Genomic DNA, 21963 nt, shown 5'->3' with positions numbered 1-21963 from the left:
TAAGGCGCGAAATATAAAAAAATAACATTATTTTCATACGCGAATTTTAAAAAAATTTAAAGCTTAACTTCCTATAATGCCTTCTAACCAAATCAAAATTAAATGGTTTTGATAAAATTTAGGGGCGAAAAATGTTAATAGACGGGCACGGACGGACGGTTGATTATCTGCGTATTTCGGTCACGCAAAGATGCAACTTTAGATGCAAATACTGCATGCCTAAAACTCCGTTTAGCTGGGAACCGAGGGAAAATTTACTGAGCTTTGAGGAACTGTTTTTATTTGTCAAAGTCTGCCTAGACGAAGGCGTAAAAAAGATCCGCATAACGGGCGGCGAACCGCTACTGCGCAAGGACTTGGACAAATTTATCGCGATGATAAACGAGCACAGCCCCGATGTCGATCTAGCCATCACGACAAACGGCTTTATGCTCAAACACTACGCAAAAGCCCTAAAAAACGCGGGTTTAAAGCGCATAAATATGTCGCTTGACAGCTTAAAAACAGAAAAAGCCAAATTTCTCGCGCAAAAAAGCGTCTTGCACGAGGTTTTAGCGGGCCTTGACGCTGCGCTTGAAGCCGGGCTAAAAGTCAAGCTAAACACCGTCGCGCTAAGAGGCGTAAACGACGACGAGATCGTATCTTTGCTAGAGTTTGCACGCTCTATGGGTTGTCAAATTCGCTTTATCGAATATATGGAAAACATCCACGCAAATGACGAGCTAAAAGGCATGAAATCGGCTGAAATTTTAGACATCATCGCGCAAAAATATCGCTTTGAAGCCGCCGAAAAGATCCCGACCAGTCCAGCCAGCATCTACCGATTAGAGGACGGCTACACATTTGGCGTCATCGACCCGCACAAACACGACTTTTGCGAGAGCTGTAACCGCATACGCCTCACGGCCGAGGGACATCTCATTCCGTGCCTGTATTTCGAGGATGCGATGAGCATAAAAGACGCAGTGAGAAAGGGCGATATCGCGGGCGCTAGCGAGATATTGCGCCAGGTGTTGCAAAATAAGCCCAAAGAAAACAAATGGGCGATCGGCGCTCAAAACGAAACCTCAAGCCGCGCCTTTTACCAAACGGGTGGCTGAAATTAGGGTTAAATTTACGCTAGATTTGACGTAAATTTAGCCTGCTTTTTATTAAATTTCACTACATACAAATTTTATTTTTTACCCATAAATTTACCGCCGTTTTTCTAACAAAATCCGCTCAAATTTGGCGCAAAAACCGTCTTGTCAAATGAAATCACCCTTCAAATTTTGATATAATCGTCCAAAATTTAAAAGGCAAAATTTGAGTTTAAACCTAGTCGAGAGTTTTCTAAGCATCCAAGGCGAAGGCGCAAGCAGCGGCAGTTTGGCGATTTTCTTGCGGTTTGCGGGTTGCAATCTAAACTGCGCGGGCTTTGGCGTGCGAGCCGTCTCGCCCAAAACCGGCAAGACGTTAACTGGCTGCGACACGATCCGCGCGGTTTTTACAGGACATTTTTCGTATCAAAAAATCACCCGTGATGACGAACTCATAAAAATCACTCAAAATTTGAGCGCAAATTTACGCCGCAAACCTATCGTCGTCATCACGGGTGGCGAACCGCTACTACATCACAAAAACCCAATTTTGCTAGATTTTTTAAATTTTGCGATCAGCGAGTGCTACGAGCCGCATTTTGAGACGAACGGCACGATTGAGGTGGATTTTGCCAAATTTGAAATTTATAAAAAATGCCGTTTTGCCGTCAGCGTCAAACTCGAAAATAGCGGCGAAAGCGAAGCTAAGCGCATAAATCCCGCCGCGCTAAAAGCGATAAAGCAAAATGCCGCGGGCAGTTTTTATAAATTCGTCCTTGATAAAAAAAGCGTAGAAAACGGGTCGGCGATAGCGCAAATTTCGCGTATTTTAGAGCTTTGCGACGCGGAAGTCTTTTGTATGCCGCAAGGTTATGATAAAATAAGCCTTGAGCAAAACGCCCTATCCGTCGCGCAGTTTGCGATCACGCACGGCTTTAACTACTCCGATCGCCTACATATCAGGCTTTGGGGCGCGAAAGAAGGGGTTTAGGGCGTAAATTTAACCCGCAACTTTACGGCGCGAAATGATAAAATTTAATAAACGGAGCTAAGATGATAATAAGAAAAATGTTTAAATTTGAAAATGCCCATATCGTTAGATTTTGTAGCTCGAAACGCTGCAAAACCAGTATCCACGGGCACTCTTATAGGGCTGAAATTTTACTTGAATCAAATTTTCTCGATAATGCGGGAATGGTGTATGATTTTGGCCTGATGAAGCGCGAAATAGGCTGCATCATCGATAGCTTCGATCACTGTACGACGATATTTAGCGGAGATAGTGCCGAGTATAAAAACGATCTCAAAAAACACTCTGCGCGCTGGATCGAGATCCCGCTAAATCCCTCCGCAGAGCAGTTTTGCAGGATATTTTTCGTGATGATCGATAGGCTTTTGAAAACTACTCAGATGCAAAACGGCGAGCGCGAAGTGAAGCTACACAGCGTCATCATCCACGAGACCGACACGGGCTATGCGCAGTGCTTTAGAGAGGATGCGTACAACGCAAAAATGGGTGAGGTAAATTTAAACGAGATCGTCTTTTCTGATGGCGTGAGAGCCGAGTGGGAGGACGCGGAGTTGTTTGAGAAGATCAAGCTAGGCAAAAAAATAGTAAATCCAAAGGAGGTCTAGCGCAAATGAGGAAAATTTTTGCGATTTTGACGCTGGCAGCGCTGTTTTTTAGCGGCTGCGAGGAGAAAAAAGAGCCCGCGTCGCTGGATCTTGGCAGCACGGTGCCTAGCGACGTACCTATCGCGCAGAGCGACGCAAACGTAAGTATCGACGAAAATATGCCGCCTGAGCCGGTGCCTGAAAAATGAAATTTAACGAGCATCTCTCAGAACTCTACGAGCTAGCGCGCTCCATCCACATCGGCCTTGCCTTTACGCTTTTAGCGCTCGTCGCGGCGCACTTTTGCCTGATAAATTTCGGCGTAAATTCGCCAGCCTACGCTAAGCGCATTAGGCTATTTTTGCCCACATACTATGCGTTTTTAGCAGCGATGATGCTTACGGGGCTACTTTTGATGAGCGTTTTTTACTTTTATCCGAGTCTCAAAGCTCTCGTGATGATCGCGGTTTGGGCGCTACTTATCGGGCTTGGAGCAATGGAGTTTAAGCGGCTAAAAAAGGCGATAAAAACGAAAAATTTTGCCGATTTTAGAGCCAAAATGCGCCTAAAAATCGCGGCTGATTTTGTTTTGATACTTATTGCAAGCGGGGTGAGATGAAATTTTTATATTCAAAAGAGGCCAAAAACGAGCAAATCAGGCTTGAAGGCGAGGCGTTTTTACACCTGAAGGCGCGGCGCGCTAAACTTGGCGAGCGCATCGACGTGCGAAATTTGACCGACGGGCAAAACCACATCTATGAAATCGTAAATTTAGACAAAAGGGGCGCGGAGCTAAATTTGATATTTTCGCACGATGTGGAGGTGCAAGATAGCGATCTTACGCTATCTTGGGCCGTCGTCGATCCAAAAACGGTTGAAAAAACCTTGCCAAGCCTAAACGAAATGGGCGTAGCTAAAATCATATTTTTTTACGCCGAGTTTTCGCAAAAAAACTTTAAACTCGATTTTTCGCGGCTAGAGCGTATTTTGATAAGCTCGTGCGAGCAGTGCGGACGAAACGACTTGATGAAATTTGAAATTTACAAAAGCCTGGATGAGCTAGTTAAATTTTATCCAAACGTCGCTCTTATAGACTTTGACGGTGAAAATTTGGACGGTTACGCGGGCAAGGAAATTTTAGCGATCGGGCCAGAAGGTGGATTTAGCCAGAGCGAGCGAGAAGCAGTCGCTAAAAAATACGGACTAAGAGCAAAAAATATTTTGCGCTCGCAAACTGCGATTTTAGGCATAGCGGCTAAAATTTTGATTTAAATTTGATTTTTTACGAAGTTTTTTGTATAATCTCGCCTTACTTTAAATGAAAATTAAAAAATCAGACGATAAAAGGACAAAAAATGAAAAAAGAAATTCATCCGGAATTTGTTGAGTGCAAAGTAACTTGCGCTTGCGGCAACACCTTCACTACGAAGTCAAACAAAAGCGAAATCAGAGTGGATATCTGCTCAGAGTGCCATCCGTTTTTCACGGGCAGCGAAAAGATCGTAGATAGCGCAGGCCGCGTTGATAAATTTAAGAAAAAATATAACTTAAAATAATCCTTTGCTATATTTCGTTCCTACGCCGATAGGAAATTTAAGCGATATCTCGCTTCGCGCTTTGAGCGTTTTGCACGAATGCGAGATACTCTTTTGCGAAGATACCAGAGTCGCAAAATCCCTCATAAACCTGTTAAATACGCGTTTTGACGCAAATATAAATATACAAAAATTTATCTCGCTACACACGCATAATGAAGATGAAATTTTATCCAAAATCGAGCTTGAAATTTTTGATAAAAACGTAGCGTTTTTAAGCGATGCAGGCATGCCCGGTATCAGCGATCCGGGAGCTGCGCTCGTAAATTTTGCTATAAAAAACAGTATCGCGTATGAAGTATTAAGCGGCTCAAATGCCGCGATATTGGCCGTCGTCGCCAGCGGACTTTGCGAGAAAGAATTTTGCTTTCTGGGATTTTTACCAAACAAAGGCAAAGAGCGAGCCACAGCTATCCAAAATGCGCTAAATTCGCCTTTCCCGGCAGTCATTTACGAAAGCCCAAAACGCATACTTTCGCTCATATTAGACTTTGCCGAGCTTGAGCCGGATAGAGAAATGTTTGCCATAAAAGAAGCAACAAAGAAATTTGAAACCAAATTTAGAGCCACGGCAAGTGAGTTGGCGCAAAAATTACAAGAGGCAAATTTGAGCGGTGAGTGGTGCGTCGTTGTGCAGAAAAATCCAAATTTTACCTTTGAGAAAATCACCCAAAACGATATTTTAGAACTTGAAATTTCACCCAAAGCCAAGTCTAAATTGCTAGCCAAAATCACAGGTCGAAACGCCAAAGAAATTTACTCCGAGCTCACCCGCTAAAACTTGCTCGCAGACTCAAACAAACAGCGAATTCATCCGAAAATTTAGCTAAATTTTACCGATTTTTAGCTATCATCAGACGATGATAATATACGGAAAACAGCTATTTTTGCACATCATAAAAAACTATAAAAAAAGCGTCAAAACGGTCTATCTCGCCAAAGAGTGCGACAAGGCGCTATTTTCACAGATCGTAGGCGTCGGCGCGCCGATAAAGCGCGTGGATAATCAAAAAGCCCAAGCTCTCGCACACGGCGGCAATCACCAAGGCTTTTTAGCCGATGTCGAAGAGTTTGAGTTTAAAAGTATCGACGAGATAAAAAAACAAAATTTTATAGCAGTTTTATACGGACTTAGCGACGTGGGAAACATCGGCGCCATCGTCCGAACGGCGCATGCGCTAGGTTGCGGAGGCATCGTCGTAGTCGCTAAAAATTTAGCGATGGAAGGCGTATTGCGAGCTAGTAGCGGAGCGGCCTACGAGGCAAATATCGCTCTCGTCGAAGACGGTCTTAGCTTGCTAAACGAACTAAAACAGGTCGGCTTTAAAATTTACGCCACGGCAAGCGGCGGCAAAAACGCTCATGAGGTCAAATTTAACCAAAAAGTCGCGCTCGTCATGGGTAGCGAGGGCGAAGGATTGCACAAAAAAGTCCTTGCCAAAAGCGACGAAATAGTAGGAATAAAAATGAAAAACGACTGGGACAGCCTAAATGTCTCGGCTGCGTTTGCCATATTTTGCGATAGGATTATAAATGAATGATATAAGTTTGCTAAAAGAGCTAGGGCTTAGCGAAGTTGCAAGAAAAACACACATTGAGATAGAATATCTAGGCTACATCGCCGATAAAAATTTTGAAAAATTGGCGCGCTTTAACGTTAAAGGTTTTATTAAAATTCTGGAGCGCGAGCTGGATATCGACTTTGCGCAGTGGATGAGCGAATATGAGGCGTTTATAGCCGAGCACGAGAGCGAGTTAAAACACAAAACAATAACTATATCTCCTAAAATACCGGCCTATACTGCAAGCGAAAAATCGTCCTATGGCGGTATGCTAGGCGGCATAATTACTATTTGTGCGATCGGCGCTTTAATTTATTTTTTCGAACCTCAAAAATACATCGGCGACCTCTCGAGTTTCTTTGAGGACAAAAACAAAAGCGTGACTTACTCCGATACAAATATAGTGCAACAGGCGACTAAAAATTTAGACTCCATCAAAGACGCAAATATCACGATAAATGTCTCCTCTGCCCCTAAACAAGAAGACGAGATAAATAAAATCGAAGAGAGCGCTTCAAATTTTGCCGCCGCCCAAGTAGAGCAACCCTTGCCGGAGTTTAACGTGACGGTTTCTACAAGCACGCAATCAAAACCCGCAGAGCAAAACGTTAGTCAAAATTTGCAAAGCGAGCAAGTTTCAAATTTGACCGATGAAAATGCATCTGTTGCAGTCCAAGTAACGCCTAAAAGCGGTGATGTATACCAACTAAACGGACTAAGCGAGATAAAAGTAGTCCCGCGCAGAAAAGTTTGGCTCGGCGTGATAAATTTGGACGACAATAAAAAGAAATCTCAAAATGCCTCAAATGCTGTTTCTATCGAAATAGGCAAAAAACAACTCATCGTCACAGGACACGGAGAGATAAATTTAGAAATCGGCGATCAAAACATCAAATTTAGCGGTGATAATCCAAAGCGCTTTTTGGTCGAAAAAGATAAAGTTACGCCGCTCACATACGACGAATTCGTAGCTCTAAACAAGGGCAAATCGTGGTAAAAAAACTTTTACTTTTAGCTGCTAGCGCGGCTTTTTGCCTTGCGGCTAGCGTGGTGGATATAGCAGGCGGCTTGCTTGGTCAAAATAGTGCAAAAGCGACTCAGCTCTTTGGCGACGGCTCTGCATATCTAAACGCAAACGGCAAGCCCGACATTGCTAAAATTTCAAATGTTTTAAAGTCAAATTCGCTCCTGCGACTATCCTACAAGCAAAACGTCAAGGTAAATATCAAATTTATCTCGCGCCAAAACAACCCGCTACTAATTATGAAAATCGCAAAAGACGCTCTCAACGGCCTTGGATACAACAATATCCTAACGAGCGAATTTTCTAACGCCGGCGGTGCGCTCTGGGGCGTGACGATCGATACCAAATTTATCCCCGATCCCGGCTCGCTCTACGCTGCGCTTAAAGAAAGCGGCACCGAGATAACGGACATCAACAGACCCGGCGAGCTATCTTACGAGTACGTCATCGACGCGTCAAATTCCTCTATAAACCAAACTCCAGTGCAGTTTTCGCAAGAAGTCCAGCTCTCAAAGCCGCTCGAGCCATATCTCATCGACGTTAGCGGTGCAAAGAGCGCGACGATAAGCGCTAGCGCAGAAGATCGCTGGTCCGCCGTCGTGAGAATTTTGGATAAAAATCTAAATTTGATCGACGAAAAGCAAAGCAACAAGGCCGTAAATAGCCTAAAAGTCTCGCTTCCTCAAAATGCAAAATACATAATGATCGACGATGCCGTCAGTCTAGAAAATATCAAACGAGGACTCAAAATCTACCTAGAATAAGGAGAAATTTATGTTTGACGAGATTAGATTTAATACCATAGAACGACTTCCAAACTACGTATTTGCTGAGGTGAACGCGATAAAAATGGCGGCGCGCCGAGCTGGCGAAGATATCATCGACTTTTCGATGGGAAACCCGGAAGGTCGCACGCCTCAGCACATCGTCGATAAGCTCTGCGAAAGCGTGCAAAAAGACAAAACCCACGGCTACTCGGCGAGTGCGGGTATCTACAAACTGCGCCTAGCCATCTGCAACTGGTACAAGCGTAAATACGGCGTAAATTTAGATCCCGACACCGAAGCCGTCGCAGTTATGGGTAGCAAGGAGGGCTTCGTGCATCTAGCTCAGGCCGTGATAAACCTGGGAGACGTCGCCGTGGTGCCAGATCCTGCATATCCGATTCACACGCAGGCGTTTTTATTCGCCGGAGGTAGCGTGGCGAAGATGCCGCTAAAATACAACGACAAATTTGAGCTTGACGAAAATAAATTTTTCGAAGACCTACTTCACACAATCCGCTCAAGCTCGCCGAAACCTAAATACGTCGTCGTAAATTTCCCGCACAACCCGACGACCGTAACCGTGCAAAAGAGCTTCTATGAGCGGCTAGTGGCGATGAGTAAACAAGAGCGCTTTTACGTGATCTCCGACATCGCCTACGCCGACCTCACGTTTGACGGATACAAGACGCCAAGCATCTTTGAGGTTGAAGGCGCAAAAGACGTCGCCGTAGAGTGCTACACGCTATCAAAAAGCTACAATATGGCGGGCTGGCGCGTAGGATTTTTATGCGGGAACAAGCGCCTTTGCGCAGCTCTTAAAAAGATAAAATCATGGGTCGATTACGGCATGTTTACTCCGATCCAAGTCTCCGCCACAGTTGCGCTAGACGGCGATCAAAGCTGCGTCGAGGAGATCCGCCAAATTTACGAAAAACGCCGCGACGTGATGCTAGAAGCCTTTGCAAGCGCGGGCTGGGAGATGCATAAGCCAAGCTCGAGTATGTTCATCTGGGCAAAAATCCCGCCGCAAGTCGGAAACATCGGTAGCCTTGAGTTTTCAAAGCAGCTTTTAACAAAAGCTAGCGTCGCGGTGAGCCCAGGTATCGGTTTTGGCGAGGGCGGCAACGACTATGTGCGCCTTGCTCTCATCGAGAACGAAAACCGCATCCGCCAAGCGGCGCGAAACGTCAAAAAATATCTGAAAGAATTTGCATGAATATAGCCATTTTAGGCGTCGGCACGGTCGGAGAAGCCGTAGCTAAAATTTTACTCCAAAACAAAAAACTGATCGCGGCAAGATGCGGCGAGGAGATAGTTCCAGTCATCGGCGTCGTTAGAAATTTAAGCAAAAAAAGAGATGTCGCCATCCCACTCACGGACGATATAGATAGCGTCATAAAACGCGACGATATCGATGTTTTCGTCGAGCTTATGGGCGGCGTAGGGGAGCCTTTTAGGGTCGTCAGCAAAATTTTAGAGCGCAAAAAAGCTGTCGTAACTGCAAACAAGGCGCTACTAGCCTATCACCGCTACGCCTTGCAAAATTTAGCGCAAAACACGCCGTTTGGCTTCGAGGCTAGCGTCGCGGGCGGCATACCTATCATCAGAGCCCTTCGCGAGGGCCTTAGCGCAAACCACATCCTAAGCATCAACGGGATTTTAAACGGCACGAGCAACTATATCTTAACCTCGATGATGAGCAAGGGGTCAAATTTCACGGACGCGCTAAAAAAAGCCCAAGAACTAGGCTATGCCGAGGCCGATCCGACCTTTGACGTCGGAGGCTTTGACGCGGCGCACAAGCTACTGATCCTAGCCAGCATCGCATACGGCGTACACGGCAACCCCGAAGACATCCTGATAGAGGGCATCGAAGGCATCACGCCCGAGGATATCTTTTTCGCTAACGATTTCGAGTACGTCATCAAACTGCTTGCCATCGCTAAAAAAACGGGCGACAAGGTCGAGTTGCGCGTGCATCCCGCACTCGTACCAAAAGACAAAATGATAGCTAAAACAGACGGCGTGACAAATGCCGTGAGCGTAGTGGGCGACGCGGTCGGCGAGACGATGTTTTACGGTCCGGGTGCGGGCGGTCCGGCGACGGCAAGCTCGGTCATCAGCGACCTGATCGACATCGCCAGAGACGGCAAATCCCCAATGCTAGGCTACAAGGCGCCGTTTGAGTTAAATGCGCTCGAGCTTTTAGATCCGAGCGAAATTCGCACGAAATATTATTTTAGACTCAGGGTCGAGGACAAGGTCGGCGTGCTGGCTAAAATCACGAATTTAATGAGCGAAAACAACCTCTCTATCGATAGTTTGCTACAAAAACCAAAGGACGAAAGTCCGTATGCGACGCTATTTTTCACGACGCACACGAGCGTGGAAAAGGACGTCAGACGCACTATGGAAATTTTGCAAGAGCAAGAGTTTGTAAAAGAAAAACCTTTTATGATGAGGATAGAAGAGTAAAATTTGGGACTTAGGGCGTATCTTTTCGGCAAAAGCTCGGAGAATCTGGCTTGCGAGTTTTTGCTAAAAAACGGCTGCGAGATTCTCGCTAGAAATTTTAGCTCCAAATTTGGTGAGATCGACGTCGTCGCTAAAAAAGACGGCATCTTGCGCTTTGTTGAAATCAAAGCTACGCAGGGCGACTACGAGGCAGAGTATCGCCTCACGCCCGCTAAATTTAATAAAATTTTAAAAACTATCGATTTTTATCTGTTACAAAACGGCGCAAATACCGATTTTCAGGTTGATTTAATCGCGATAAAAAAGGGCGAAATAAAGTGGATAGAAAATATTAGTTTGTAAAAATTCTTATTTAGCTAAAATTTAAATACTTTCGTGTATAATTACAACTATCTTTAAAAAGGAGAATAAAATGGGAAAATACGTAGAACTAACGACTGCGAATTTCGACGTCGCTAAAGAAGGCGTTGCGCTAGTAGATTTTTGGGCGCCTTGGTGCGGACCTTGCCGTATGCTTGCTCCAGTCATCGACGAGCTAGCCGAGGAGTTTGAGGGCAAAGCTAAAATTTGTAAAGTAAACACCGACGAAGTGCAAGACCTAGCCGTAGAATTTGGTATCCGCTCGATCCCTACGCTTCTATTTTTCAAAAACGGTGAAGTCGTAGAGCAAATGGTCGGCGCACAATCAAAACAAGCCATCGCCGATAAGATAAATTCGCTTCTTTAATGGTTTTTAGACGAGGAGGAAGCCTGCTTCCTCTCACCTCCGTTTTTGCGTCTTTTATCGGTGCAGCGCTGGTAGCAGGCGTATTTGCTTACAATAATTACAGATTTTCGCAGTATAAATTCGTAAATTTTAGCGAGTTGGTTTTTTACGAACAAGCTCAAATTTTCGCGCCGCAGGATGATAAATTTTTACTCGTGGTTTTTAGCTCCAACCAATCAGATTGGAAGGAAATTTTAAAAACTTCAAGCAAGGATTTAAAAATCGTCGCCGTGGACTTGCTCCAAAAACGCGCTCCTAGCGAGGGAAATATGAATTTCGTCGCGTCGGATATAAATACGATTTTAAAGCTGATGCACGTCCTAAATATCACGTCTTTGCCCGCTAGCGTGGAGCTAAAGGCGCAAAAGGGCGGCGTTTATAAACAAGATTCAAAAATAAATAAAATTTAAAAGGAAGAAATATGTTAGATTTAGCAATCATCGGAGGCGGTCCTGCAGGACTTAGCGCGGGACTTTACGCCACTCGCGGCGGACTAAAAAACGTCGTAATGTTTGAAAAAGGCATGCCAGGCGGCCAGATAACGGGCAGCTCTGAGATAGAAAACTATCCCGGCCAAAAGGCTCCTGGCGAGAGCGGCATAGACTTCATGAGTACGTGGGTCGCGCAGTGCACGCATTTTGGACTAAAGCACGAGATGGCGGGCGTTGAGCGCGTTATGAAAAACGCCGACGGCAGCTTCACGGTCAAGCTTGAAGGCGGCAAAGAAGAGCATGCCAAAGCAGTCATCGTAGCCACCGGCTCCACTCCGCGCCGCGCAGGCTTTGCGGGCGAGGACGAGTTTTTCGGCAGAGGCGTGAGCACGTGCGCGACTTGCGACGGATTTTTCTATAAAAACAAAGAGGTCGCGGTTCTAGGCGGCGGCGACACGGCGATCGAGGAGGCTCTGTATCTAGCCAACATCTGCTCTCGCGTCTACATCATCCACCGCAGAGACGAGTTTCGCGCCGCTCCCGTCACGCTAGAAAAGGCCCGCGCTAACGCCAAGATCGAGTTTATCACGAGCGCCACGATAAAGCAAGCTTACGGCGACAAAGCAGGACTTGCCGGTCTAATCATAAACACAAAAGAGGGTGAGCGCGACCTAAAAGTGCCTGGCGTTTTCGTATTTGTCGGGCTTAACGTAAACAACGACGTTCTCCGTCAAGAAAACGGCGAATTCGTATGCAAAACCGAGGACGGCGGCCAAGTAAGCGTCGATCTAAAGATGCAAACTAGCGTGCCGGGGTTATTTGCCGCGGGTGACATCAGAAAAGACGCGCCAAAACAAGTCATCGTAGCCGCAGGAGACGGCGCAGTAGCGGCCCTTAGCGCACTTAGCTATATCGAGAGCCTACACTAAGATTTCTCAAATTTAGCCGAGCTTTTCGGCTAAATTTCCTCTTTTTACTTCAAATTTTCCCAAATTTACCGAGTTTTGCCTTATTCTTTCAAATTTAGTCAAATTTGCCTTGATTTAAATTTCTCCCGCATTTTCCAAATCCCTCACCCCAAATTTCACTCAAATTTAACCGTCCTTTGGCTAAGATTTCGCAAATTTAACGAAGCAAAAGGATCAAATTTGCACGCCTTGCTAAAAATATTTAAAACAGTTTTATACGCCGCGCTATTTTTAGGACTTTATCTTTTGGCGGATAAGTACGGACTGTTTGCTAAATTTATCAATTAAATTTATCGACTCGGCTTTGCCAAATAAATTTCGAGTCGAGAGTTGGATGTTTATTTTAATCGTCTGTTTGTGGCGCTTCTTGAGTCTTTTGTGGCGAGCGTAATATTTTCTCTTCTACTCTCATTTTACTCTCCTTTAAAGTAATTTTTAAATCTCGCATCAAAATTTAGTAACACGTATCCTATATTCAAATCTATTTTTGGAAAAGTGTTCATAACTAAAGAAATTCTTTTATCATCACATATATACTTTCCGCTATACTCGCCAGCACTATAATCGGTTAACCTCTTAAACATAAAACATCTCTGTTGAAAAGCAATAGTTTCATTTGTTTTATTGTCTATGATTCTCATTGTGTCGGAGTGAAAGTATTTAGAAGCGAACCGATTTAAACTTACCTTGTCATATAGGACTGTATAGTTCATCTTAGGCATCTTGTCTTTCGTAGTTATGATTTTATTCGAGTCGATTATTTTTATGATTCTAGCTCTGATATCATCATAGTGCGACGTCTTATCCCCTAGCTCTTGCTTTACCTCTTTTGCTATCTTGTCGTATTCGTCTTGATTTTTTTCGTAATGATATATGGCTACGTTTCCGTCGGGTAAATTTAAAGCTAAAGTTTTTAGATGAATGTCGTCAAGGTAGTTATTCATCATATATTCTATATCCTGCTCGTTAAAGCCGTTAAAAACATTATCCTCAAAATAAATACTCTGCGGATACTCTACCGTTTTTTTATAAAGGCCTTTGGAGTGGTAGCGCAGTAATACACTTCAAGAATATTTGTGATGATGATGTCGTAAGTAGGGATTAGAAATAGTGCGGCCGCTACAATGCCTCTGATCCAAATTCTCTTAGTGTATTTTGCAGTGATGACCATCACTATGGCGCTAACCGCCATATAAGGAATAACGTAAAAAAGTAAGATTATCATATCCATAGCGTATCCTTTTTAGTTGTCGGCAAAACGGAGACGGTACGTTTTGCCTCGTGCCTAAAATATGCGGGCCAATAAAACCCGCAACTGTTTTAAATTTGACCGCTTCGCATCTTTTGCAAATCATTGATAAAATGATAGTGCCGTAAGGCTTAGGGCGGAGTTAAATTTGAGCTTCGGCAAGCGCTAGTAGTCGAATTTGACGCTTGTTTTACGAATTATCATATTGCAAATTTTAACCTCACAAGTTATTTTTTGTGATAAATTTGCTCCAAATTCGAACCTAAATTCAAAACAAAATTTAATCGCACCAAAGCTGCCCGCATATTTACCGCAAAAGTAATCGGCCGTCAAATTCACTTATTTTATAAAATGAAACTAAAATTTCAAATCTAATTTAGATATTTTAAAAACAAATTTCGGTAATATTGCGCTAGACAAAAATTTATCCGAAAGGAGCTGTTATGAGCGGTATTGCTCTCATCGTCTGCTTCGTCATCGCGGTCGTCGTTATGATCGTGTTGATTTCAAAGTTGGGGGTTCACCCCTTTATAGCGATCATGCTCGTTTCGCTAGCTCTAGCCGTCGTCGCTGGCATCGACCTGGTCAAGGTTCCCGTGATCATCGGAGAGGGATTTAGCGGGATATTTAAAAGCATAGGCATCGTCATCATCCTGGGCGCGCTCATCGGTATGGCGCTGGAAAAGACGGGCGCGGCGCTAAAGCTGGCCGATATGGTCGTGCGTTGTGTAGGCTACAAGCGCCCCGAGCTAGCGATGCTCATCATGGGTTGGATCGTGGGCATCCCGGTCTTTTGCGATAGTGGTTTTGTCGTACTCGATCCGATCCGCCGCGCGATAAAGGAAAAAATCGGCGCCAACCCCGTAGCTATGGCCGTCGCGCTCTCGTGCGGCCTATACACCTCGCACGTGTTTATACCGCCAACGCCGGGCCCGATAGCGGCTGCCGGACTCGTGGGCGTAGGGCACAACCTGCTACTAGTCATCGCCGTGGGCGCGGTCGTTTCGATACCGGTTCTCATCGCTGGCTATCTTTTTGCTAAAACTATCGGCGCAAAAGTGAGCCTAAAGGAAGATCTTGCCGATGTGGGCAAGAGCTACGACGAGATCATCAAAGAGCACGGCAAGCTGCCTTGTGCGTTCTTGAGCTTGGCGCCGATTTTTATGCCGATTTTGCTGATGGCTTGCGGTTCTCTTTTTAATATTTTAAATAAAAAGGGGTTTTTCGTCGCCTTCGTCGCTCCGGACATTTTAGAAAAAGATCCATCGGCGACGGCATGGTTCGTAAAGGTTATATTATTTATGGGAGATCCCGTAATCGCGCTTGGAGTTGGCGTGCTATTTGCCGTTATCTTGCTGGCTAAAACGGGCAAGCTGGGCGAATTTAACCTCATGACCAATGAAACGCTAAAGATCGTCGGACCGATCCTTTTCATCACGGCTGCGGGCGGCGTGCTAGGCAACGTCATCGCTAAAGCGGGCTTTGTCGAGTTTATGAAGGCAAACGCCCATCTTATCGGCACCGTTGGTATATTTTTCCCGTTTGTTATCTCGGCTATCATCAAGACCGCTCAGGGCAGCTCGACCGTGGCGCTTACGACGACGGCCTCTATCATGGGGCTTTTCACCGATAGCGGCTCGATGATGAGCGCGCTGGGGCTAACTAGCGAGATGGGCGCGGTGCTAACGGTGATGGCGATCGCTGCGGGCGCGATGACGGTTTCGCACGCTAACGATAGCTATTTCTGGGTCGTTACGAACTTTAGCAAGATGTCGCCGGAGCAGGGCTACAAGACTCAGACGATGCTTACATTTATAATGGGTATCGTAGGCATGGTGACGGTTTGGGTAGCGTCGCTTATTTTGCTATAAATTTGACGACTAAATTTGGGGTTGAATTTGCTATTGCGGGGCAGTGGAATGGTAAATTCTAGCTTTTCTTGGGTGGCGGAAGGGGGGTGGTCTACTTACGCCTGCGCAGCTACGAGCGAAGCGGTCTCAAGCCCATATGGCGACGGTAGCGAACATAGTGAAGCTAAGTAGAGCGCCCTTTTCCTTTGCGTCGAACTACGCACTCGCAACTGCCGAAGGTAAACCCGCCCCCGTCTGCTTGTAGCTACTAGTGCAGCGACGCAGAAACCCCACCATCCCCACTGCACGTGAGATGTGGCGACATAGCTTTGCTCTTCGAACAAAGCGTCGCCGGGTTTTATAAATTTTAGTAGAGTTAAATTTGCATTTTCAAGATACGGGTCTCGGTGGGTAAAATTTGCAAATTTAAAATTTGATTATAAGAAATCAAGGCGAAGTATTTTGAGATGATTTTTGGGGTTGCGCAGATAAAATTTAGCGTAGGCTGGACTTCTGCTTGCAGTTGCGAGTGCAACGAAGCAAAAATAGTCTGCCGAGCTAAATTTTAGCCAGCTCCGCTTCTTGCAAAGCAGTGAGCGAAGCGCAACTGAAAAAGCGCTCAAAATACAAGCCTTACCAAAAAAGGAAAACAGATGAAAATACTAATAGCAATCGACTCTTTCAAGGGCTCTTTGAGCTCCCTCGAGGCCGGCAATGCCGTAAAAGAGGGTATTGAAGCCCTAGCCGGCGAGATAGATGAGGTGGTGGTTAAGCCCATTGCGGACGGCGGTGAGGGTAGCGTGGTGGCGTTAGCGGACGCGCTAGAGGGCGAGTTTATCGACGTCATCGTGCAAAATCCTCTCGGCGAAAAGATCCCCGCCAGATACGCGCTAGCGGGCGAACTGGGTATCCTTGAGATGGCGTCTTCTAGCGGGCTCATGCTGGTGGAAAAAGAGCGCCGAAACCCGATGAAAACGAGCACTTACGGCTTTGGACAGATGATTTTGCACGCTATTAGCAAAGGTGCGCGTAAATTTATCGTGGGTATCGGCGGTAGCGCGACGAACGACGCAGGCACGGGCATGCTAAGCGCACTGGGATACGAGTTTTTTGACGAAAACGGCGAGCTGCTCGAGGGCAAAGGCGAAAACCTCATAAAAATCACCAAAATTTCAAACAAAAACGTAGCACCAGAGCTGCAAGAGTGCGAATTCCTCGTGGCTTGCGACGTGGATAACCCACTCTTTGGCAAAAACGGCGCGGCCTACGTTTACGGCCCGCAAAAGGGTGCGGACGAGCAGATGGTAAAGGATCTAGACGCTGGGCTTATAAGCTTTGCGAGCGCGACTAGCGAGCACTTTTCGAGCGAATTTTGGAACTTTAAGGGCGCGGGCGCGGCAGGCGGGCTAGGATACGGGTTTGTTAGCTACCTAAACGCCAAACTAAAGCCCGGCATCGACATCATCATGGAGGAAATCCGCCTCGAAGAGGACGTGAAAAACTCCGATCTAATCATCACCGGCGAGGGGCGACTGGACTTTCAAAGCTCGATGGGCAAGACCCCTACCGGAGTGGCAAAAATCGCCAAAAAATACGGCAAACCGATCATCGCGCTAGCGGGCAGCGTGTCGCCGTGTGCCGGCGGCTGTAACGAAAACGGCATCGACGCGTTTTTTAGCGTATTAAACGAGCCTGTGAGCCTAGAGGAGGCGATGGATAAGCAAACCGCAATGCGCAATCTCAAAATGACGGCAGAGCAGGCTTTGAGGCTATATTTGCTAGGGCGTAAGGGGTAAATTTACTCTTTGTTGCGGTGATTTGGTTGGCGAGTTTATCGGTTTGCCGGCTTGAGCGGGTGCTTTGTATTTTGCCGCAAATTTGCCTTTCAGTGCGGCAGTTTGGCGGATTTTTCGAATTTTGACATCATGCTTTGACGCGTCTTTTAGTTTTGGTTTTTGCCGTTCAGGTTTTTATGCCACGCGGTTTATCAAATTTACGAAAACTTAAAATTTAAAAATAAGCCTAAAGCCCGAAAAAAGGCTTTAGGCTTATTTTGGGTTTATTTTTCTTTGGCTTCGACTTCGATCTCTAGCTCGACTTTGTCAGATAGCGTGATCTCCGGGGTATCTAACCCGATCTCAAAGAGCTTGCGTTTGGTTTCGCCCTCTAGGCTAAAGCCGATTTTTTCCTTACCGTTTTTATCTGCAGTAAAGCCGCCAAGCTCGAATTTTAGCACCACGGGCTTAGTTACGCCGTGCATCGTGAGCGTGCCCACGACCTTGCCTTCCGTGTCGCTTTCTTTCTCAAATTTGACCATTTTGTAGGTGATTTTGTCAAATTTGGCCGCGTTGAAAAAATCCGCGCTTCTTAGGTGTTCGTCGCGCTTCTCGTTTTGCGTATTTACCGAGGCGGTTTCGATGGTGGCCTCGAGCGCTTTGAGCTCTTTGGCGTCCTTGTCGTAGTCAATCACGGCGTCAAATTTGCCGAAATTTCCGCTTACTTTTGAGATGCTTAGGTGCTTGATCTTAAAGCCGACGCTGCTGTGCGCTGGGTCGATCTCATAGACTGCTGCGTTTGCGAAGCTCGCTACTAGCGCTGCGACTAGCGAAAATTTGATTAGTTTTTTCATTTTTTCTCCTTGCGATTTTGGTTTGAAAGTGTATTTTAAAAAAGTAAATATATAACTTTTTCGCAACATTTTGATATAAATTTGAATTGTTTGGCTTGCCACCCCAAGATCGTGTGATAAAAAATCAGGCTAAATTTAGCCCAAAATTTCCCCGACGAAAAACAGCGCCGACATCGCAAACGTGCTGAGCGCGACGACCTTTAGCTGTCCGTCGAAATCGCGACAATCCCGCACCTGCGAAACGAAAAATAGGTGCCAAACAAGCGGCGCAAAGCTCGCTATGTAGAGTAGTTTTGCGCCAGGCTCGCCGCGCAAAAGCGAGTAGCAAAGCATTAATCCCGCACCGCCAGCGATCAGCGCATAGTGATAGAGCTTGGCCGCGAGCAGCCCGATACGCACGGGGATCGTGCGCTTGCCTTTGAGCGCGTCGTTTTGCACGTCGCGCATGTTGTTTAGATTTAGCACCGCCGTGCTTAGCATCCCGCACGCGCACGCAGGTAACAGCAGCGCCGCATCAAGCGATCGTGCGTATAAAAAGTACGAACCCAGCACGCTAAGTAACCCAAAAAACAAAAACACGAAAACGTCGCCAAGCCCCTTATATCCGTATGCACCGACACCCACGGTATAGCGGATTGCAGCGTATATCGACGCGCTACCTAGTGCCAAAAATAGCAGTATGAGATAAAACCGCTCGCCAAACGCCAAAACGCTTAGCGCGAGGCTCGAAAATGCCGAAAGCAGCGCCGTAGCTACGATGACGCGCTTCATCTCGGCCGCGCTCATCTGCCCCGTTTGTATCGCGCGGCGCGGCCCCAGCCTGCCATCGTCGTCGGTGCCTTTTACCGCGTCGCCATAGTCGTTAGCGTAGTCGCTGAGTATCTGAAACAGCAGCGTCGTAAGCAGCGCCAGTGCGAAAATATCCGCTCTAAATACTCCCGCGCCGTATGCCGCGCCGCTACCGAGCAGTACGCCCGAGACGCTAAGCGGCAGAGATCTAAGGCGAGCGGATGCGTAAAGAGCCTTTGCGGTTATCATTTTTTACCTTTTGTTGTTAAATTTATACGCCGAATTTATGGCAAATTTGAGCTCAAATTTAGCACCAGAATGCAAAAAATAATATAAATTTGAGCGGATCTGCGGACAAAATTTATAAATTTGGGATTAAAATTTGACGGCGGTTGTCACCAAATTTAGAGTTTTGAAATCAGTCAAATTTGCCGCCAAAGCTAGCGTAAAAGTCCAGTTTCAGCATTAAATTTATCAAATTTCCGCCATTTCTCGCCAAAACTCAATCGCCTTATCATCGCTTGCTTGGACGAATTTGACGATTTCTTCCGCGCTCGGTACGCCCTTTTTGCTTAGTCGCGCGATACCGATACCGGCAAGCGCTCTAAAAAATCTCTCAAAATCGCTCGCAACGCGCCTACCGCAAAGCTCTTCGTCTCCGAGCAGCCACGCATAAATCGCGCCGTCCGCGCAATCAATCAGAAATATCCACGGATCGCCGACGGCAAAAACTATCAAATTTGCAGGACGAGTCTTGCCTTGCCACCATTTGCCGCCGTATTCGTCGGTGCTGTTTAGCCGCACTAGCTCGCTAGCGTAGTCGCCGCCGGTGCCAAAGCATACGTTGCAAACCTCAAATTCGCCAAAGTCAAATTTGCAAACTAGGTGCAAAAACGCAAGCGGAAATTTGACGTCTAGAGCCTCTTGCGCATTTTCTAGCGCCCGCATGGACGCGTCGGCATCGCTTTGTGCTAGCAGCCTCATACCTGTTACGCCCTCTTGCTCTAAAGGCAAGAATATCACGTCGAGTCTTTGTCGGATCTCGTCTAATTGCAAAAACATTTGTATCCTTAAAATTTAATTTTTATGCGGAAAAATCGCATGGATTTTATCAAATTTTTATGTAGGGAGCGGTTAAAAGTTAAAAGCGGAAATTTATCTAACGACGCTAAAACCTCTCGCAAAATTTTACCGATCAGTAGTATAAATCTAGTGAAATTTAAGCAATAAAATCTCCGTAAACTGTATAAAAATAATAAAAATGCAATCCACAAGCAATAGCGATCCATAAATTAGTGAAATCGCCTATGCTTGCAAATTCTTATGTAAAAATAAATCAAAGCTAATCGGCTTACCGGCTACGATAATGACTTAAACCGCCTAGGTCTTTAGGCGGCAAGTCTACAAATTATTTTAAAATCGCAAAGCCGATGCCGACCTTATCGGTGTGGCGGTTGTAGTCGATGAGGCTCTCGCCGTATCCGGTGAAGTACTTCACGTAGCCGTAAACGCCGCTCTTGCCAAACGGAAATAGCCACCCAAGCTCGCCCGCGCCGCGGTTGGTTTTATCAAAATGCAGGTTGTTTCGCACCATAGCCGTAAAGACGTGGCCGCGGAAAGGCAGAGCGAAATTTATATCCATATTGCCGATGTATTTTTCGATGTCGGGATTGTCGTCGCTGCCTTTGCTCTCAGGGATGCGCGCCCACGCTCGCGGGATCACGACGAGGCTACCGGCGTAAAGTTTAGCCTCGAGATAGACGCGGTTCCATGAGCGCGACTTCTCGCCGCCCTGGCCGTTACTCTCATGCAAAAGTCCCGCGCGTAGATAATCAAGACTCGGCAGCGCCTCAAATCTCATCGGAACGGTTATGAAAATCTCGGGGCGGTAGTTGGTCTCGCGAAACGGCGTAGAGCTCTTAGCCGTCTGCCACCACGAGCTTTGCGAGTAGCCTGCCGAGATCGTTTCATTCATATCAAACACGTCGTAAAACAGCGGCTTTTGCAGGCTGATTTGAAAAGCGGTCTCAAATCTACGCCTGCCCTCGACGTCGTTAAATGCGTAGGTTGCCGGCAAGAGGTAGTTTAGGTGGTGCATTTTTAAGCCCAAAATTTCATCCACATCGTATGCCTCACCGCTTTCAAATTTCGCTTTCGGGCGCTCTTTGGAGGCGATCTTTTGCTCCTCTACGGGCGCGTCCGCTACGCTATCTGAGGGCGCGATCACGGAGCGTTCCATCGCAGCCGTTTCGCCGTCTTCGTCCGTAAATATCGCTTTTTTAGCCGCTAGTTTATAAAGCTGAAGGGCTCTTGTTTTGTCGCCTTCGTATTCGAGCTTTGCGGCGGCTTCGTAGAGGCGCTTGGCTTCGTCTTTGGCGGTCGGCTCGGTTAAATTTTCAGCCGTATTTTCGGACTGGCCGGCTAAATTTTGCTTCGCCGTTTCCGTCTCGCCAGCTACGGTTAAATTTAACAAAATCGCCAGTAAAACGATAATTTTTTTCATATTTTTCCTTCTTTTAAGGCTTGTTCGTAATCTGCCTGATAGTTGATGTTAAAAAACTCGTCCGCGTTTGCGAATTTTACGATCTTGCAGCGGCAACGGTCGCGCAAAAGCCCGATCTTGTGCTCGCCCGCGGCAAAAAGCTCGCCCGCCGCATCCGCTAAATCCCCGCTAAAAAACCCGCAAAGCGAGTGCGTATGCGACTCGTCCGCGGCGATGACCATGTCGTATTCGCCGGTAAATTTATATAGTTCGCGCACGCAGTTTTCGCTAACAAACGGCATATCGGCGGGAACGATAAAGACGCTTTCGTTTGGGAAGTTCTTAAGGATACTGTAAAGCGCTAGCATCGGAGAAAAGGTTGGCTCGCTCAAATTTGACGTATCTTGCGCGGAAATTTGAGCTGAGCTTTTTGGCGCACCCTCTTTGTCGCTCGCCTCGGTCAAATTTGACCGCGAGATCTCCTCTGCGTCGGCGTCTTTGATGAGCGGCAGGGGTGGGTTAAATTTTTCAAATTTGGAGCTAATGAATACGCGCTCGAAAATCCGCCCGAATTTATGCGCTCCGTAGTGCGTGAGCGTCGCAAATCCGCCAAAAGGCAGTAGCGTTTTGTCGCGGCCCATTCGCGAGCTTTTACCGCCGGCAAGGATGACGCATGTTTTCAT

General features: G+C 46.4%; 27 protein-coding genes. 20 read left to right on the top strand and 7 right to left on the bottom strand.

Annotation, left to right across the window (positions count from 1 at the left end):
* Positions 1–131: 131 nt before the first annotated feature.
* The 17 genes from moaA to CSUNSWCD_RS06505 all read left to right on the top strand — a co-directional run bounded on the left by moaA (position 132) and on the right by CSUNSWCD_RS06505 (position 12242).
* Positions 132–1100: a GTP 3',8-cyclase MoaA gene (moaA, locus tag CSUNSWCD_RS06585; RefSeq protein WP_009495096.1), complete on the top strand. Its 969-nt coding sequence runs from the start codon at positions 132–134 to the stop codon at positions 1098–1100.
* Between the two features lie 205 nt (positions 1101–1305).
* A complete protein-coding gene (locus CSUNSWCD_RS06580; protein WP_009495095.1) occupies positions 1306–2070 on the top strand; it encodes a 7-carboxy-7-deazaguanine synthase QueE in 765 nt (254 codons plus the stop codon).
* 62 nt (positions 2071–2132) lie between these two features.
* Positions 2133–2714 carry a 6-pyruvoyl trahydropterin synthase family protein gene (locus CSUNSWCD_RS06575; RefSeq protein ID WP_009495094.1) on the top strand — a complete coding sequence of 194 codons (582 nt, stop codon included), beginning with the start codon at positions 2133–2135 and terminating at the stop codon, positions 2712–2714.
* A 5-nt stretch (positions 2715–2719) separates the two neighbouring features.
* Positions 2720–2902 carry a hypothetical protein gene (locus tag CSUNSWCD_RS06570; protein WP_009495093.1) on the top strand — a complete coding sequence of 61 codons (183 nt, stop codon included), beginning with the start codon at positions 2720–2722 and terminating at the stop codon, positions 2900–2902.
* Complete coding sequence (locus tag CSUNSWCD_RS06565; RefSeq protein WP_009495092.1) at positions 2899–3312, top strand: hypothetical protein; 414 nt, start codon at positions 2899–2901, stop codon at positions 3310–3312. The genes CSUNSWCD_RS06570 and CSUNSWCD_RS06565 overlap by 4 nt, the downstream gene beginning before the upstream one ends.
* A complete protein-coding gene (locus CSUNSWCD_RS06560; protein WP_009495091.1) occupies positions 3309–3965 on the top strand; it encodes a 16S rRNA (uracil(1498)-N(3))-methyltransferase in 657 nt (218 codons plus the stop codon). Before CSUNSWCD_RS06565 ends, CSUNSWCD_RS06560 begins: the two co-directional genes overlap by 4 nt.
* An 83-nt stretch (positions 3966–4048) precedes the next feature.
* A complete protein-coding gene (gene rpmE / locus CSUNSWCD_RS06555) occupies positions 4049–4249 on the top strand; it encodes a 50S ribosomal protein L31 (protein ID WP_009495090.1) in 201 nt (66 codons plus the stop codon).
* 4 nt (positions 4250–4253) lie between these two features.
* A complete protein-coding gene (rsmI, locus tag CSUNSWCD_RS06550; protein WP_009495089.1) occupies positions 4254–5066 on the top strand; it encodes a 16S rRNA (cytidine(1402)-2'-O)-methyltransferase in 813 nt (270 codons plus the stop codon).
* Positions 5067–5148: 82 nt separating this feature from the next.
* Positions 5149–5829, top strand: coding sequence for a 23S rRNA (guanosine(2251)-2'-O)-methyltransferase RlmB (rlmB, locus tag CSUNSWCD_RS06545; protein WP_034964489.1), 681 nt, complete (start codon positions 5149–5151; stop codon positions 5827–5829).
* Entirely contained in the window at positions 5822–6847 is a 1026-nt protein-coding gene (locus CSUNSWCD_RS06540; RefSeq protein ID WP_009495087.1) for a helix-turn-helix domain-containing protein, read from the top strand. Before rlmB ends, CSUNSWCD_RS06540 begins: the two co-directional genes overlap by 8 nt.
* Complete coding sequence (locus CSUNSWCD_RS06535) at positions 6841–7638, top strand: hypothetical protein (protein ID WP_009495086.1); 798 nt, start codon at positions 6841–6843, stop codon at positions 7636–7638. Before CSUNSWCD_RS06540 ends, CSUNSWCD_RS06535 begins: the two co-directional genes overlap by 7 nt.
* 10 nt (positions 7639–7648) lie before the next feature.
* The gene (locus CSUNSWCD_RS06530) at positions 7649–8857 is read left to right on the top strand and encodes an LL-diaminopimelate aminotransferase (protein WP_009495085.1); all 1209 of its coding nucleotides are present in this window, start codon (positions 7649–7651) and stop codon (positions 8855–8857) included.
* Positions 8854–10116, top strand: coding sequence for a homoserine dehydrogenase (locus CSUNSWCD_RS06525; protein ID WP_009495084.1), 1263 nt, complete (start codon positions 8854–8856; stop codon positions 10114–10116). The genes CSUNSWCD_RS06530 and CSUNSWCD_RS06525 overlap by 4 nt, the downstream gene beginning before the upstream one ends.
* 3 nt (positions 10117–10119) lie before the next feature.
* Complete coding sequence (locus CSUNSWCD_RS06520) at positions 10120–10458, top strand: YraN family protein (RefSeq protein WP_009495083.1); 339 nt, start codon at positions 10120–10122, stop codon at positions 10456–10458.
* 70 nt (positions 10459–10528) lie between these two features.
* Positions 10529–10843, top strand: coding sequence for a thioredoxin (gene trxA, locus CSUNSWCD_RS06515; protein WP_009495082.1), 315 nt, complete (start codon positions 10529–10531; stop codon positions 10841–10843).
* The gene (locus tag CSUNSWCD_RS06510; protein WP_009495081.1) at positions 10843–11292 is read left to right on the top strand and encodes a hypothetical protein; all 450 of its coding nucleotides are present in this window, start codon (positions 10843–10845) and stop codon (positions 11290–11292) included. Before trxA ends, CSUNSWCD_RS06510 begins: the two co-directional genes overlap by 1 nt.
* An 11-nt stretch (positions 11293–11303) precedes the next feature.
* Entirely contained in the window at positions 11304–12242 is a 939-nt protein-coding gene (locus tag CSUNSWCD_RS06505; protein WP_009495080.1) for an NAD(P)/FAD-dependent oxidoreductase, read from the top strand.
* Between the two features lie 452 nt (positions 12243–12694).
* Here CSUNSWCD_RS06505 and CSUNSWCD_RS11550 read toward each other — a convergent pair whose 3' ends face one another.
* Both CSUNSWCD_RS11550 and CSUNSWCD_RS11545 read right to left on the bottom strand, forming a co-directional pair.
* A complete protein-coding gene (locus CSUNSWCD_RS11550) occupies positions 12695–13228 on the bottom strand; it encodes a hypothetical protein (RefSeq protein WP_009495078.1) in 534 nt (177 codons plus the stop codon).
* A 68-nt stretch (positions 13229–13296) separates the two neighbouring features.
* Positions 13297–13512, bottom strand: a complete 216-nt coding sequence (locus CSUNSWCD_RS11545; protein ID WP_009495077.1) for a hypothetical protein — start codon at positions 13510–13512, stop codon at positions 13297–13299.
* Positions 13513–13973: 461 nt separating this feature from the next.
* On the opposite strand from CSUNSWCD_RS11545, the gene CSUNSWCD_RS06495 reads away from it, so the two are divergent.
* The 3 genes from CSUNSWCD_RS06495 to CSUNSWCD_RS06485 all read left to right on the top strand — a co-directional run bounded on the left by CSUNSWCD_RS06495 (position 13974) and on the right by CSUNSWCD_RS06485 (position 17176).
* Complete coding sequence (locus CSUNSWCD_RS06495) at positions 13974–15401, top strand: GntP family permease (protein ID WP_009495075.1); 1428 nt, start codon at positions 13974–13976, stop codon at positions 15399–15401.
* A 48-nt stretch (positions 15402–15449) separates the two neighbouring features.
* Positions 15450–15572, top strand: a complete 123-nt coding sequence (locus CSUNSWCD_RS11895; protein WP_009495074.1) for a hypothetical protein — start codon at positions 15450–15452, stop codon at positions 15570–15572.
* A gap of 461 nt (positions 15573–16033) precedes the next feature.
* Positions 16034–17176, top strand: a complete 1143-nt coding sequence (locus CSUNSWCD_RS06485; RefSeq protein WP_009495072.1) for a glycerate kinase family protein — start codon at positions 16034–16036, stop codon at positions 17174–17176.
* A gap of 263 nt (positions 17177–17439) precedes the next feature.
* Here the strand turns inward: CSUNSWCD_RS06485 and CSUNSWCD_RS06480 are convergent, their stop codons facing one another.
* The 5 genes from CSUNSWCD_RS06480 to mobA form a co-directional block, all read right to left on the bottom strand.
* Positions 17440–18009, bottom strand: a complete 570-nt coding sequence (locus CSUNSWCD_RS06480) for a YceI family protein (protein WP_034964486.1) — start codon at positions 18007–18009, stop codon at positions 17440–17442.
* Between the two features lie 135 nt (positions 18010–18144).
* Positions 18145–19047 carry a 1,4-dihydroxy-2-naphthoate octaprenyltransferase gene (gene menA / locus CSUNSWCD_RS06475; protein ID WP_009495069.1) on the bottom strand — a complete coding sequence of 301 codons (903 nt, stop codon included), beginning with the start codon at positions 19045–19047 and terminating at the stop codon, positions 18145–18147.
* Positions 19048–19272: 225 nt separating this feature from the next.
* Positions 19273–19860, bottom strand: coding sequence for an SMI1/KNR4 family protein (locus CSUNSWCD_RS06470; protein WP_009495068.1), 588 nt, complete (start codon positions 19858–19860; stop codon positions 19273–19275).
* Between the two features lie 346 nt (positions 19861–20206).
* Positions 20207–21301: a phospholipase A gene (locus CSUNSWCD_RS06465; RefSeq protein WP_009495066.1), complete on the bottom strand. Its 1095-nt coding sequence runs from the start codon at positions 21299–21301 to the stop codon at positions 20207–20209.
* On the bottom strand, positions 21298–21963 hold the full coding sequence (mobA, locus tag CSUNSWCD_RS06460; RefSeq protein WP_009495065.1) for a molybdenum cofactor guanylyltransferase: 666 nt from the start codon (positions 21961–21963) through the stop codon (positions 21298–21300). Before mobA ends, CSUNSWCD_RS06465 begins: the two co-directional genes overlap by 4 nt.

This window comes from Campylobacter showae CSUNSWCD, assembly GCF_000313615.1.
GTDB lineage: Bacteria > Campylobacterota > Campylobacteria > Campylobacterales > Campylobacteraceae > Campylobacter_A > Campylobacter_A showae_A.
The sequence above is the reverse complement of the archived record's forward strand: the minus strand, read 5'-3'. Positions and strand labels throughout refer to the sequence as shown.